General features: G+C 38.8%; 16 protein-coding genes and 1 pseudogene. All 17 read right to left on the bottom strand.

The window, feature by feature from the left end:
* Positions 1 to 10 precede the first annotated feature (10 nt).
* On the bottom strand, positions 11 to 1,192 hold the full coding sequence (locus GHI93_RS05910; protein WP_153496149.1) for an ABC transporter ATP-binding protein: 1,182 nt from the start codon (positions 1,190 to 1,192) through the stop codon (positions 11 to 13).
* 15 nt (positions 1,193 to 1,207) lie between these two features.
* Complete coding sequence (locus GHI93_RS05905; RefSeq protein WP_153496148.1) at positions 1,208 to 2,017, bottom strand: ABC transporter permease; 810 nt, start codon at positions 2,015 to 2,017, stop codon at positions 1,208 to 1,210.
* A 1-nt stretch (position 2,018) separates the two neighbouring features.
* Positions 2,019 to 2,945 carry a glycosyltransferase family 2 protein gene (locus GHI93_RS05900; RefSeq protein ID WP_281347479.1) on the bottom strand — a complete coding sequence of 309 codons (927 nt, stop codon included), beginning with the start codon at positions 2,943 to 2,945 and terminating at the stop codon, positions 2,019 to 2,021.
* A 4-nt stretch (positions 2,946 to 2,949) separates the two neighbouring features.
* Positions 2,950 to 4,095: a beta 1-4 rhamnosyltransferase Cps2T gene (cps2T, locus tag GHI93_RS05895; RefSeq protein ID WP_153496147.1), complete on the bottom strand. Its 1,146-nt coding sequence runs from the start codon at positions 4,093 to 4,095 to the stop codon at positions 2,950 to 2,952.
* 51 nt (positions 4,096 to 4,146) lie between these two features.
* Complete coding sequence (gene rfbD, locus GHI93_RS05890) at positions 4,147 to 5,043, bottom strand: dTDP-4-dehydrorhamnose reductase (RefSeq protein ID WP_153496146.1); 897 nt, start codon at positions 5,041 to 5,043, stop codon at positions 4,147 to 4,149.
* A 63-nt stretch (positions 5,044 to 5,106) separates the two neighbouring features.
* Positions 5,107 to 5,583: a hypothetical protein gene (locus GHI93_RS05885; RefSeq protein ID WP_153496145.1), complete on the bottom strand. Its 477-nt coding sequence runs from the start codon at positions 5,581 to 5,583 to the stop codon at positions 5,107 to 5,109.
* 77 nt (positions 5,584 to 5,660) lie between these two features.
* On the bottom strand, positions 5,661 to 6,017 hold the full coding sequence (locus GHI93_RS05880; RefSeq protein ID WP_343030321.1) for a VOC family protein: 357 nt from the start codon (positions 6,015 to 6,017) through the stop codon (positions 5,661 to 5,663).
* Between the two features lie 39 nt (positions 6,018 to 6,056).
* On the bottom strand, positions 6,057 to 6,587 hold the full coding sequence (locus GHI93_RS05875; RefSeq protein WP_246177041.1) for an NUDIX hydrolase: 531 nt from the start codon (positions 6,585 to 6,587) through the stop codon (positions 6,057 to 6,059).
* A gap of 372 nt (positions 6,588 to 6,959) precedes the next feature.
* Positions 6,960 to 7,244, bottom strand: coding sequence for a hypothetical protein (locus tag GHI93_RS05870; protein WP_153496144.1), 285 nt, complete (start codon positions 7,242 to 7,244; stop codon positions 6,960 to 6,962).
* 15 nt (positions 7,245 to 7,259) lie between these two features.
* Positions 7,260 to 7,379, bottom strand: a pseudogene (locus GHI93_RS05865) (dTDP-glucose 4,6-dehydratase); the annotation flags it as partial.
* A 14-nt stretch (positions 7,380 to 7,393) separates the two neighbouring features.
* On the bottom strand, positions 7,394 to 7,840 hold the full coding sequence (locus tag GHI93_RS05860) for a hypothetical protein (protein ID WP_153496143.1): 447 nt from the start codon (positions 7,838 to 7,840) through the stop codon (positions 7,394 to 7,396).
* Positions 7,841 to 7,877: 37 nt separating this feature from the next.
* Complete coding sequence (locus tag GHI93_RS05855) at positions 7,878 to 8,918, bottom strand: HNH endonuclease (RefSeq protein ID WP_153496142.1); 1,041 nt, start codon at positions 8,916 to 8,918, stop codon at positions 7,878 to 7,880.
* A gap of 155 nt (positions 8,919 to 9,073) precedes the next feature.
* Positions 9,074 to 10,129, bottom strand: a complete 1,056-nt coding sequence (gene rfbB, locus GHI93_RS05850; protein WP_153496141.1) for a dTDP-glucose 4,6-dehydratase — start codon at positions 10,127 to 10,129, stop codon at positions 9,074 to 9,076.
* Between the two features lies 1 nt (position 10,130).
* Positions 10,131 to 10,820, bottom strand: a complete 690-nt coding sequence (locus tag GHI93_RS05845) for a hypothetical protein (RefSeq protein ID WP_153496140.1) — start codon at positions 10,818 to 10,820, stop codon at positions 10,131 to 10,133.
* 287 nt (positions 10,821 to 11,107) lie between these two features.
* Positions 11,108 to 11,593: a nucleoside/nucleotide kinase family protein gene (locus GHI93_RS05840; RefSeq protein ID WP_153496139.1), complete on the bottom strand. Its 486-nt coding sequence runs from the start codon at positions 11,591 to 11,593 to the stop codon at positions 11,108 to 11,110.
* A 78-nt stretch (positions 11,594 to 11,671) separates the two neighbouring features.
* The gene (locus tag GHI93_RS05835; RefSeq protein ID WP_153496138.1) at positions 11,672 to 12,028 is read right to left on the bottom strand and encodes a DUF2568 domain-containing protein; all 357 of its coding nucleotides are present in this window, start codon (positions 12,026 to 12,028) and stop codon (positions 11,672 to 11,674) included.
* Positions 12,025 to 12,621: a dTDP-4-dehydrorhamnose 3,5-epimerase family protein gene (locus GHI93_RS05830; protein WP_153496137.1), complete on the bottom strand. Its 597-nt coding sequence runs from the start codon at positions 12,619 to 12,621 to the stop codon at positions 12,025 to 12,027. The genes GHI93_RS05835 and GHI93_RS05830 overlap by 4 nt, the downstream gene beginning before the upstream one ends.
* Between the last annotated feature and the right edge of the window lie 58 nt (positions 12,622 to 12,679).

The raw sequence follows: 12,679 nt of genomic DNA, 5'->3' as shown, positions 1-12,679 counted from the left end.
CAAAACTAAATTATAGAGATTTGAGCAAACTTGCGGCTTCTTTATCTTCTGGATTGCGATAAATAAAGCGAATGTCATCCCCTGGTTGTGTGACTGTAATTACTTCTGTTTGGGATAATGGATTTTCATTCTCCCACTCTGATGGATCTTTACGTAATGTTGCTCCAATTTGAAACTCCGTATTATGGAAATTTGTCATTGGAATTTCAAATTGGAGTTGCGCTCCAATTTGAACCTCTTTTGCGGGAGATTCATACGCTGCTCCGCCCCTTGTAGCGTCATAAAGAAAGTATGACAGATAAAGTTTTTTTTCTGCTTTTGTTTGAGCTGTTCTTGCTTCAAAGTGAATGGTAAACGAAAGTTTATCCGTTGCTTTGGTCAATAATTTTTCAGAATTTGTCGTTAACCAGACCCGATCCGCCAATTCATCTTGTTGGAGTTGTTGAGATACTTTTAAATTATCTGCGGAGTAGAGATTTGTGACATGTTGGACCTCGGTATTTTCAGAAGCAAATCCGTCTGAAATATAAACTGCTTTGTTACAATAGCGCTGAACTGCGCTCATGTCATGAGTCACCAAGATCACTGTTTTTGACTTATCTTTTTTCGTTTCGATAAAAAATTCATTACATTTTCTTTGGAACGCTTCATCTCCAACTGCTAATACCTCGTCAAGGACCAAAATATCCCCTTTAGCTTTTATGGCGACAGAAAAAGCCAGTCGCACCTGCATTCCACTGGAATAGTTCTTTAACTTTTGATTCATGAACTCTTTAAGTTCTGCAAATTCGACAATTTCATCATACATACGATCAATTTCTTCTGGAGCAAATCCTAGCATCGCTCCATTCAGATAGACATTTTCGCGTCCTGTAAGTTCTGGATTAAAACCAACGCCAAGTTCTATAAAACTTACCAATTTCCCATTTACAATGACTTTTCCTTGTTCGGGTTTATAAATTTGTGAAATGATTTTGAGAAGTGTTGATTTTCCTGAGCCATTCCGGCCAACGATACCGAAAAAATCACCTTTTTCGACTTCAAAATTGATATCTTTTAAAACATGTTGTTCTTTATATCCTTTAATGCCTCGGAGACGATTAATCAGAGTTGTACGCAAGCTTGTTGAGCTTTCAGTAGGGAGACGAAAGTATTTGCTGACATGGTCAATTTTTACTGCTATTTCAGACATTTTTTAATTCTTTCATTAGATAATTTCGGCAAATTTATAGGCGTGTTTTGTGAAAATCCAGTATCCTAAAACAAAGATAATCAAAGGGATGAGGTAGGGGATAATCACAACAAATGGGTTGTTCCATAATTGCCAAAGTGTTGGATTAGTATTGTTACTAAAAGTTAAAATATAACGTAAATCTTGGATAATCTGTGCCATTGGATTAAGCATCAAAAGTTTTGCTACAAGAAGATGGTGTGTGGAAATTTGTGTCACTGGATAAATGATAGGTGTGCCGTAAAATCCTGCTTGCATCACCACTTCCCAAATGGGACCTAAATCTCGAAAATAGACGAAAAGTGTTGATAAAATAAAAGCTAACCCTGTAGTAAAAAGAATTAATTCAATCAGTAAGGGGATGATGAAAATGATATTCCATCCCAAAGGAACGCCATTGATCAGAGCAAATCCAAAAACCACTACAAGAGAAATGATCAGATTTATCAGTGCATTTGCAATGACAGAGTAAATGATAACAGATTTTGAAAAATTTACTTTTCTAAGTAAATCTACTCTGCTCACAATCGAAAGCATCCCAACATTTGTTGCTTCTCCAAAAAAGTTCCATACTGTGATTCCTAAAAGAAGGGCGACTGCGAAATGAGGGGTGCTTGCACCGAATCTCATAAAACGCACAAAAACTAAATACATAATTACAAAAAGAAGAATAGGCTTTAAAACTGACCAAAGATAGCCAATGACGCTGCCTTGGTATCTTAGTTTGAAGTCTGTTTTGACGAGTTCTTTGAGTAGAATTTGGTTTCTACGGCTGAAAAAGTTCATGTTAATTTTTTTCCTTTTTGTATCCTATTTTTGTGAGGATGAGCGTTTTGAAAATGAGGGTATGTAGTGTTTTATTTTTTTTCAAATGGGTGTTATGGAGGAGCTGCACGCGTGTCTTTAGTGGCTGATCAAGCAAGGTCACAAAACTTTCGATGAGGGTTCTTTTTTCTTGTGAGAGTTCAGTGAAATGAAGTATTTTTTGTGCTTGTGCTTGACTTGAGGTAATGAGCCACCAGTATTTTTTGAGCCAGTGATTAAACCAATTTTGGACGCGTTTGGATAAGGTTCTTGCACCTAATACATTGCTGTCGTGTTGGCGATAAAGTTCCGTTGGTTCGTCAATATAAATGAGTTGACCGAGTGCCGCAGCAACTAAGGCGAGATACCAGTCGTGCATGATGATTCCTTTAGTATCTGTCCATTTTTCAATGAGCGCGTGATTGGCGGCAACAGTTCCTCCTGTGACAGTGTTTTCTGTCAGCTCTTGAATAAGTGTTGTGTTGGCATGATCGGACTGACTTTTGATCATGGATTCGCTAATGACGTTCAGATTTTTATCCACAACTTTTAAGTCTGTGTAATACAGGTTTGGTTTGGTTTGCTCGTGCATTTTAGCCGTTGTGAGCATCAACTCTAATTTGTTTGAAAGCCATACGTCATCTTGGTCTGCAAAGAAATAAAAATCAGCAGTGTCCATTTTTGTCAGTGAGAAAAATGAGTCAATTACCCCAACGTTTTGAGCCTTGATGAGTCGAATGCGGCTGTCAGTACTGACAAAATCTTGGATGATGTCACACGTGTTATCTTTTGAGCCATCATCTCGGATGATTAAATGCCACTGCGTGAATGTTTGTTGCTGGATGCTTTTGATTTGTTCCGCGACAAATTTTTCGCCGTTGTAGGTGGACATTAAAATATTAACTTTCAACGACTTACTCCTTTAAAAACAAGGTTTCGTATTGTTTGCAAATTTTCTCCCATGTGTATTTTTCTTTGACGAGGGTTTGTGCTTTTTGATGAAGCTTGTCTTTTTGAATTTCTGTCAGTACTGACAGACCATCAATGACGGATGTTAACTGACTTTTTTTAAAATAAATCACGCTATCACAAGCAGATTCTCGATTGAAATTGACATCTAAAACCACATTGACTGGAGTGGACCAGAGCGCTTCTAATAGCCCTGGATTTGTCCCTCCGACTTCATGCCCGTGCAGGTAGAAAACGGCATTTTCGCGAATGTATCGCAATTCATTTTGGTCATAAACGGTGCCAACAAATTTGATACGGCTGTCCTGATCAAAATGTGTTTTTTTTAGCAACGTCTCATAATAAGGATTGCCTTCATAGTTTGTGATGATGACAAGATCATGCGGACTATGACTTGCCATAAAGCCAGAAATCAATGCTTCATAGTTGTTTTCAGGGACAAATCTTCCGACAATCAAAGCATAACTATCAACTTTATATTTTACCAAAGTTGGAGATTTTGTCAAATCAGAGTAATTTTGTGCTGTTCCATAAGCAATCACTTCGCTGTGAATTTTCCCGTATGTGTGGGTGAGATAATCCAAAATACCTTGATTATCTGAAATTATCAAATCTGCGTGCTGCACCATTTTTTGCTCAGCATATTTGAGATAACGTCGTACAGGCGCTGACCATTTGGTTCTTTTCCACTCTAATCCGTCTGGATTGACAAATAAAGTGCCACCAATCGCGTGAATTTTTTTTGCAAAATGTGAAATCAATCCGCCAATCGTATTGCCTAAAATAATGAAAACAGGGGCATGGATCTGCTTTTCTTTAATGATTTGGAGTGCTGTATTGATGGCTAAACAATCATACGCAATAACGCGTGCAGGCCCGATATTTGGGACTTTGATGGTATAACAATCCGCATTAAAATACTCAAAATGCGCTCCTGCTTTTGCGAGGGTTGAATTCTCGCTTTGACAAGCCACATGATACTTGATATTTTTATTGATTTGATGTTTGACAAGCTCTTCTACAAAAGTTTCAAAACCACCATATTTTGCAGGAAGACCTCGACTTCCAATGATAAAAATGTGTTTCATCATATTTCCTCTCAAAGCAAGAATTCTGTCAGTACTGACAGAATCACTCTGCTTTTATTTTGAGCTTTCGCCTTTTGTTTTTGCCTTGTCAGCGCGTAGATCACCCTGTTCAAGCATCTTTGCTAAGGCTTCTTGCCAGCTGGGGATGCTAAATCCTGTTGCTTTAGATTTGTCCAAATTCATCGTAGAATTGAACGGACGTTTTGCAGCTTGCTTAAAGGCAGAGCTATCCACAGGTTTCACAATGGTTTTTGTGTTTTTCAAAATTTCTGTTGCAAAATCAAACCATGTCACATCTTCATCTTTTTTCTTGTCATTAGACAGGTGATAAAAACCAATCGCTGCATCAGAATCAACCAAATGAGTCATGAATTCAGCTAATGTACGACTCCACGTAGGGATTCCGTGCTGATCATTGACTACTGTCAGCTCAGCATGAGTCTGTGCCAATTTTTGCATGGTGAAGACAAAATTTGGACCGTAAGATCCAAACAGCCACGCCGTACGAATCACGTAATATTTCGCACCAGATGCAACAATCGCTTGCTCTCCCAAATCTTTTGTGCGGCCATATTCTGATTCTGGATGCTTTTTATCGTCTGGAAAACGTTCTTGTCCAATTGGAAGTGCGCCACCAAACACATAATCTGTCGAGATCTGCACCATCACAGCACCAACGCGCGCACAAGCTTGTGCAATATTACGTGTGCCGTCCACATTGATTTTCTCGCCGAGTTCTTTTCCTTCGCCTTCTTCTTTATCAACTGCCGTGTAAGCTGCACAGTTGTACACGACAGTGGGACGATTTTTATCAAAAAACGCATCCACACTCGCTTTGTCAGTAATGTCAAGTTCATTAACATCCGCTGCTGTATAGCTCACCCCTCGTTCGTCCAATAAATGGCGCAATTCCGTGCCAAGCTGACCATTTCCACCTGTGATTAAAATCATAATTTTTTCCTTTTTTATTTTTATTTAACGCTATTTTTGACAGAACTGTCAAAAAAATGATGTTTATTCTATTCTCGCCATCAGCCGCTCAACCTGCTTTTTAAGCCGCTTTTTGGGAAATGTTCCAACATAGCCCGTAAAATCATTCTCATTTTGCCAAATCGCACTGACCCAAGCTTCAATGTGCACCAGCTGATTCTGACTTGTATCCACCAGCACACATTTTTTCTGAAGCCAAAAGCCATCGCCTTTTTGATAAACGAGCGTCCCTTTATAATCCTTCAGTTTAAATTTCAATTCTTTAACCAGATAATTTTCGACGTTCTCGAGCACTTCCTCAGGCATTTTTTCCGTCTTAAGCTCCACCACAAAACGACTTTGTTTGTTCAATGCCATGAGTAGAAAAAGAATAGCGAACGCCATCGCAAGTAAACCAACGAAATAAAACCAACCATTGTTTCCTGAATTAGCATAACCAATCACAGCCAGTCCCAAGCAAATCACCCCAACTGATAAATTCCGTTTTCTAATTTTATCCATTTTAAGCCTCTTATTCCATCAGCAAGACTGATAAAATGCTGAATTATTTTTAACAAAACAATCAAAAAAGTTGTGTCTCATTTTGCGTGACAAACCGCTTCAATCCGATAACCATCAGGGTCAATGACAAAGGCAGCATAGTAAGTCGGTGCATATTTTTCACGAATACCCGGTGCGCCATTATCTGTACCGCCAAAAGCTAGTGCCTCATCATAAAATTCTTTTACCGCATCATGCGTTGGCGCACCAAAAGCAAAATGAATGGGTGCCGCAATTCCTTTTGAAACTCCGAAAACACTGCCATCCGCGTGCCGATACATCACAAAATTCTCATTGGCAGCTACTTCCACAAAACCAAGTGGCGCAAGCGCCGCATCGTAAAATTTCTTTGACTTGGCAACATCCGCCACAGTCAAACTAATATGGTCAATCACTTTTTTCTCCTTTTTCTACACTTATCTTAGCACAAAACCTCATTTGTCAGTGCTGACAAAGTGCTGCAGCCCATCTGACACCTTCGTCAAAAGCTCCGACAGCTGCTGTGGGGCAACCGTCAGCGCTGACAAATCCGCCAGATCCGCCCAGACTTTCTCAACATCCGCATCGTCAGGCGTCAAAGCATGAAAGTCATCTGAAATCTCACCATCATCTTTCAGCAAATAAGCAAATTCGATGAAATTCGTCTGATAAGACTGCCAGTGCCTAAAATTCTCACTGACAAAGGCGAGCTTTTCAATCTGGCAGTCCTGCTCAAATTCCTCCTGCCTCTCCCGATGAAGGGCAGATTCAGTCGTCTCACCGATTGCCACGTGTCCACCGGGTAGCCAATATTCATCAAAAGTCATCACATGATCCAGCAAAATTTTGCCCTTTCTGATAAGAATCCCCGATGCTCGCAGCGCACAAATCTCTGTTTCTGTAAAAAAATTCCAATCCTCAGCCATCTTTTCTCCTTTTGACAGAGCTGTCAGCGCTGACAAGCTATTTTTTTCTTCTCGCTTCAATAAAAAACAATGCCTGCCAAACAAAGCCAAAGCCCAAATTTAACCAGGCACCCGAGTGATTTTTTTCCAGAAAGAACCTGACAAATGCCGAAATAAAGAACATAATGCTGATAACCAAATATAACACTCTAAGAAATTTCATTATAAAATACCTCTCAGATTCCAAATTTATTTTCCTAAATAAATTCAAACTCAGAAATTTGACAGCTTTTTCACCGCGCTTTCAGCAACTGATGTAAGGTCTGCGAAATAATGATGATAACGATTGTCCCGACGATAGCTTGAAGCAGTGACGTTTGCAGGAAAATCCACCAGATCAGCAAAGCAATGAGTTCTAATCCGAAGATGACGTATTTGGTCACATTCCTCAATCTATGCTTCAACAATTTTAAATTCCTGATGAAATTTCAGTCTTGAATAATCCTTAATCTTTTCTCCATCATCAACTAGAAAGCTACCAAAAGCAACATTATACCCTTGCACACCCCAGCCCCAGCGGAGTTTGTGGGGAGTCAAGCGAATATTTCCCTCTTGGCCTAAAGGAAAAACAATATCCAGCTCAGCCACAAGTTGCTTCACCCAATCGGGCATCGTCGCTTTATCGCCAGAAATTTCCCAGCATTCGACACTTTTTCCTTTTTTATCAATAGCTTTCATAAAAAAATCTCCAGTTTATTCTATCACTTTCTGACGCTTCGCATATTTCGCTTCCACAGCCGCTTTCTCAGCTTTCCACCAATCTTCGTTATCACGATACCAGTCAATCGTCGCCTGCAAACCACTTTCAAAGTTCTATCAAAATTTAATTATTTCCATTCTTTCCAAACATCTAAATCTGATTTCTCTCCCAAAATTTTTGGAGCCATTTCCCCAAAATAGCCGTACAAAATTTCCCACCAATGAATACCATTCCAAGTTCTTCCCCAACTGTCTTCTTTTGGTGTACGCGTTCTATCCATATCCACAAATGGACTATAGCCCAATACATCTCCAATAAATTCGCTCAGAACATCCCGCTCGGTCAAAACATTATCCTTAATATTTTCGGACTCACACAACACAAAATTTTTTTCATTTTCATCTCCTAAACGAATCGCATAGCCGTAACCTTCCAACGCTTCTTCAAAGTTATTCAAGACAAAATCTGTCTGTACCCAATCCTGTCCGCTTTCATCCCAAATATAGGAGAAATCAATTACGGGCAGTTTTTTCGTCACTTCCAACATTCTTTCAAGTAGAGCTAAATTTTTCATAGCTCATTATAGCGATCTCTACTGATTATGTCAAAAATTAATGTCTAAAAATCTCGTGGCGATGGTAAAATAAGTATTTTTCTTGATTGGTAGCAACTTTCATAGACATTGACTTTTCAATAACTAACTTACTATAATCCTTTGGCGAGATTTCCTTTGAGATTTCGAGATTTCCATTTTCATCAAAACTAATAAATCCCTTATCAAAAAGTGCATCATGATTGGCACAAAGGAGAAACCCGTTTGAAATATCTAATCGTTCTTTATTTGTGGATTTTGCCCAAGGTTTGATATGACTCGCACGCAAAAGCTCTGAGTAAGGAAGGTGGCATATAAGACACGTGCGGTCACGACGCATAATGCCCCGCCTAAAATCAGATTGTCCAACACGCGAAATGACCGTGCGCTCAATTTCAGTTTTTATTTCATCATCTATGGCAGTATCTTCAACAATTTCATTGAAAAATACTCTGGATAAATAAAATTCACTTGAAAGGAATTCTGAATATCTCCCCAAAGCTGCTGAGAAACTTTTTTGCGTTGACTCTTGATTGAGAACATCAAAATTTTTATCTGCTCTAATCTTTGTTTCCGCGATTCTAAAAGTGTTTTCATCTTCAATTTCAAACAAATTAATTCGCAAATCAGCATTTTCTTGAAGTCCAAAAGCCGTAAACTTTAATGCTTTCACATAATTTGTAATCCAATTTGAATTATAAGCTTTTTTCTTCAAGATCGCCCATTCAATAAAATCATCTTTAGAAATATGACTATCGTCCAAATTTTCCATCTCAATAAGATATTTTTCGTATTTTTTCAACAGCGCTTGATAGCTTCCGTTATTTGCCTTGTTGAGAGAGTCATAAGCTGAGTGTTGCTGAATTTTTTGAAAAAAATTTTGAAAATCGCTCAATCTATAATAAGCGAAAATATCAAGCACCAAATTTGAGTCTGGAAACACGTGGAAAGATTTTTTGAGTGCTACCATATAGGCATCTAAAGTTGTCCGCTTAATTGTCGGGTGAATTGGAGAACTCATCCATTCTACAAACAAATTTTCTCTTTCTACTTTATCCATCTATAACATCTCCAGCAATTCCTGTAATTTTGGGATTGGTTTTTGTTCGCTCAAAAGCTTGATTTTTGTCCGCTTTCCCCAGCATAATGTCAACAATATCCTCGAAAATTTTGACGAGCTCCGATTTTGTGGATTTATGTTCCACTTTTACTTTACTACTTTATTACCTTCTGCGTCTTTTCATACTTCGCCTCAACCGCTGCCTTCTCAGTCTTCCACCAGTCCTCATTCTCGCGGTACCAGTCAATCGTCGCCTGCAAACCACTTTCAAAGTCGGTGTGTTTTGGCTCCCAGCCAAGCTCCTCACGAAGTTTTGTGTTGTCAATCGCATAACGCTTATCGTGCGCATCGCCACGTGGGTCAATCACACGGTCATAATCATTCTTCTCTTTACCCATCCGCACCAAAAGATCTTCTAGCACTTCTTTATTGTTCTTTTCGCCATCGGCACCGATGAGATAAGTTTCTCCCATCCGCCCTTTCGTCAAAATCGCCCAAACACCAGAACTGTGGTCTTCTGTATGAATCCAATCACGCACATTTTTACCATCGCCGTAAAGTTTTGGTTTAATGCCACTCAAAACGTTCGTGATTTGACGTGGAATAAACTTCTCGATATGTTGGAAAGGTCCGTAGTTATTGGAACAGTTAGAAATCGTAGCTTTAAGACCAAAGCTACGTACCCAAGCACGCACAATCAAGTCACTCGCAGCTTTCGTCGAGCTGTAGGGACTTGTTGGATTATAAGGTGTCTCCGGCGTAAACTTCTCGCCAACTCCTTCGCCATGTCCAGGCAATTCCTCACGATAAGGCAAATCACCATACACCTCGTCCGTTGACACATGGTGGAAACGCAAATCATACTTGCGCGCCGCCTGAATCAGCGTATAAGTCCCGATGAAATTCGTTTGCACAAATTCATCCTGCGAAATCAAACTATTATCATTATGACTTTCAGCAGCATAATGCACAATCGCATCTGCTTTAGCAGCCACTTGATCCACGATTTCAGGGTCAGCAATGTCGCCAACCACAAGCTCCACGCGACCACTATCAAAAAGCATATCAATATTATGCACATTTCCCGCATAAGTCAGCTTGTCGAGCACAGTGATATGCACGTCTGGATGATTGTTATACACATAGTGTACGAAGTTTGAGCCAATGAAACCCGCGCCGCCTGTGACGACGATATTTTTGTATTCAGTCATGTTATAAATCCTCTAATTCCTTATTATTTTTAATTTCTTGATTTTTTTCTTTATTGATTCCAAACATTGAAAATGCAATGCAGAATAAAGTTGCTGCTGAGAAGTAATTTGCCAATATCGTGAAAACCAACTGAACAATATAAGCCTTGGCAAAATCGCCAAACTGTACACTGTTTACATAGTCGAATTGCTTAATAATTGCGAAAAGACTGCTCAGATTACCCGTTAAAACTCTTAAAGTAAAAAGTCCAACAATGACGATAGAAATCACAAAGAGGGATAAATGAACCTTTTTACTCAAGACTTGAGCAAGAATCAAAGCCCCCATCACAATAAAGCTAGCCAAACTAATGTTTGCTCCAATAGTTACTGGGTCGAGCATTTGGCTAGAACTTGCCGTCATATAAAAGCCAGCAATCACAATAATCCTACTTAGTATCATCAAAATGCCAACCCAGACAAAGGTCTGCTTTTTCTTTTTGATGAGAAAAATGAAAAGCAACCCAATCAATAAATTGAAAACAAAGTCTCCACTTATGTTTATCCAAACCCCAGTCGAGACTTGCCTGATTTCTTCGTGTACGGCAATCAATTCAAAAGTATGTTCAGCAATTTGCATCAAAAAAGTGACAATAGCCAACAGACCTGTGATAAGTAAAAGTACTTTGTTCCTACTTTTTTCTTTATTCATTGATCAAGACCTCTGGCATCCTCGCTTTAAAGTCTGTAAAATGTAGAACTCCAAACTTTTTAGTTCCTGCACTCCATTTCGTACCTGTCATTTCAACTCTCCTTTTTTAATTACTTTCTATCAAAAAAACGTCGCATCTATGACAATCACTCCATCAAAATGAAGTTCACCCCGCTCGTCGTAACGAGTGGCCTATAAAGTGACTCCATATTTTTTTATTTCATCAATTTTTAATCCCATTATTTCTGTCAGTACTGACAGCCGCTCAAAAGCTACGTTTTAGGGTTCTATTTCATCAAAAAGTCCTTGATTATTTCTGAAGTTTCAAAAGCAGAGCGCACTGTATTATCAATAAATAAATCAGACGGCTCAAAAGTAGGTACGCCTTCTTTGTACATTTCTTTTATTCTTTTGATTTCCCATTCATCAAGATTTCGTGTTCCACGATTTGTGAGACACGCTTCAAGCGTCGGCGTAAGTGTCACAATGATAAACTCCGCACGATCAGCAATCACTGCTTTGAGTGTGTCAAATGTGCTTGGATACATTGGATAAGCAAAGAAAACAACCTCATCTTGATGCTCAGAAATCGCGTCCTCTAACGCATCATAAAGCTGATGAAGGCGTGCATCAATCCGTTTTTGAAAGGATAATCCTTGCGCCTCAAAATCATCCACTTCAATAAATCGACTATTAGCGATTTTCCTAGATAAAAGATTAGAAATCGTTGATTTTCCAGAATTAATTGGTCCGTTAATGTTTACAATTTTCATGGCCATCCTCCAATTTTCAAGACATCGCCGTTTATCTTGCGTCAACACCACAACATTTTCAATAATGGGGAATTTTTATCAGTGCTGATAACGTCCATCTCCAACTTTTACAATGATTGAATTGGCAATCACAACAATCAAATAGATATTTGCAAAAATCCATAAATTGAGTGGCACTATTTTTACCAAATAAAACAATACAAAAGCATAAATAAGAAATTCGCAGAAAAATTTTCTGACAACATTGATCTTAATGTACGCTTTGGGCGAAATAAGCAGACTCCAGTAAAGTGCGAAAATAACCGGCACGAAAATTCCCCAAATCAAGTTTTCAGGCGACGAGAATCCCGTCAATCCAACAATTACCAGAATCAATGTATTCAATAGTTCAAACAAGAACCGTAAGCCAACATTCAGCTGAAAGAAAATTTTCATTTCAACTGATCAGCTATCAATGGTACAACATCTTTCAATAATGGATGATTTTTATCCGCTTCAGAAACTTCAGCATTTTCAACGTCTTCCCATTTTACGCCCAAAGCAGGGTCAGCATAGTTCACAAAAGCGTACTTAGGTTTCAGTTCAAGTGCCCAGTAATCATTCACTAAATAACTATAAGAAACTGTGTCAGACAACACTTGAAAGCCATTTGCAACACCACGAGGCACAAAAATTCCTTTACTTGCATCAATGACCGTTTGATAAACATGCCCAAAGCTTTCGCCAGCACGTAAATCTACCCATGCGCCTAAAACACTTCCACCATCAGCGACAGAAATATACTTATCCCAAGGTTCAGCATGAAGCCCGCGCAAGACATTTTTACGAGAAAAACTTACATTATTTTGCAACTTTCCTTCAGCAAAGAAGCTTTCTGGAAAACCAAGTGGCATCATTTTTTCTTTTTGGAAATTTTCTTTAAACCAGCCACGATTATCGCCATGAACTGGAATATCAAATTCTAACATTCCAGGAATTTGGCTGATTTCTCGTGCAGCCAATGTTTTTTCAAAAAAATTATCAGTCATATTTTTCTTTCTAATCACTATTTTCAACGTTTATTCAAGAACAATGCTAACTTCATTC

The organism is Lactococcus hircilactis, assembly GCF_009601015.1.
Classification (GTDB): Bacteria; Bacillota; Bacilli; order Lactobacillales; family Streptococcaceae; genus Lactococcus; species Lactococcus hircilactis.
This window is presented reverse-complemented; position numbering and strand designations above follow the sequence as displayed.